This window comes from Allochromatium warmingii, assembly GCF_900107145.1.
Taxonomy (GTDB): domain Bacteria; phylum Pseudomonadota; class Gammaproteobacteria; order Chromatiales; family Chromatiaceae; genus Thermochromatium; species Thermochromatium warmingii.
In genome coordinates this window covers 1-1,220 of the sequence record NZ_FNOW01000090.1, presented here as the reverse complement: position 1 = coordinate 1,220, position 1,220 = coordinate 1, and the positions used below count along the sequence as shown (strand labels likewise).

Annotated in this window: 1 protein-coding gene; it reads right to left on the bottom strand. The window is 45.2% G+C overall.

Going from position 1 to position 1,220, the window contains the following annotated elements; translation table 11 throughout:
* The coding region (locus BLW10_RS13590) for a hypothetical protein (protein WP_218139740.1) at positions 1 to 1,189 on the bottom strand (1,189 nt) is incomplete at its 3' end.
* Positions 1,190 to 1,220: the final 31 nt, after the last annotated feature.

The following is a 1,220-nucleotide window of genomic DNA, read 5'->3' as shown; positions in this document are numbered from 1 at the left end:
CATACGGCGGATTGATTAGCACTAAAATCTTTTTCGCGCCTTTTTTCTTTGCCTTAAAATCCGCAATCGCTGTGCGCAATTCCAGCGGCAGTTTATTGCTCAAACTGTAATCAATCTGCCCCAACGCATCCACATCATCATTCAGATAATCATACTGAAAGCGCGTCGCCGCTGCACAGGTTCGACTCGCTAACATCACATCAATATCTGCCGCATCCAGCGTGCTCATAAATAAATTGCGATGATTGGAATGCTTGACCTCTAAATTCCCCACACCGCAACACATATCCCAAACGAGATAATTTTTCTGCCAATTTCGTCCCAGCGTCATATTCAGCCATTCATAGGCTTTATCGACAATATGCAGCGGCGTATAAAATGCCCCCTTAAAACTCCGCTCATCGACCGGCAATAAACTATCGCGTCGCTCTAATAAATACGCACGATGCTCCGCTTCCGGCGGACGATGATAAATCGCCCAAAATTGACGATACCCGCGCTCGCTGGCTAATTCATAGGTCACACCATTGAGCAAAAACAACGGCTTTTCACCATCATGTAATAACCGCGCTGGCAAATTCTCCATTGCTGCCTTTTTTCCATCGTGCATGATGTCAGCAAAAAACAGCAACGCATAATCGGATTCGGCCACACCATCGAGTTCACGTCCAATACGCTCAACCCATTTATCAAACACCTGACGCAAATTATCTGGCGTAATCGGCGTGCGAATCGGGCGACCATTCTGAATCGCTTGCTTAAAGGCCTCAATAAATAGCTTTTCACCTTCTTTAATCGGATAAACAACAAAATGCGCCTCAATATAGGGCGCAATCTTTGCTGCAAACTTGGTATCAGCTTTTGATCCCGATTTCGGCCACTCTAATGACTTATCATCAAAAATCGGCAATGCTTTCGCCGTTTCCATAATTGCCGCTTTTTCGCGGTCAATCACTGCTAACAGCGGTGGAATTGACTCACCTTTGCGCCGTGCATCCCGCACATAAAATAACAACTGTGCAAACATCAAGATCGGCGCGGTTGGCGCATCTTTCGACTCAAACCAAATTTCCAACGTCTGAATATCAACCAGACCCTTTGTATACTGCTTCAGACCCAATGCCTTGATATAGGCATCCTTGACATCTTCTTCAGACTTCGCTTTCGCTAAATCGTCAATTAAACTCATCGCTCAATTGCTCCTGATTGAATTTCACTAT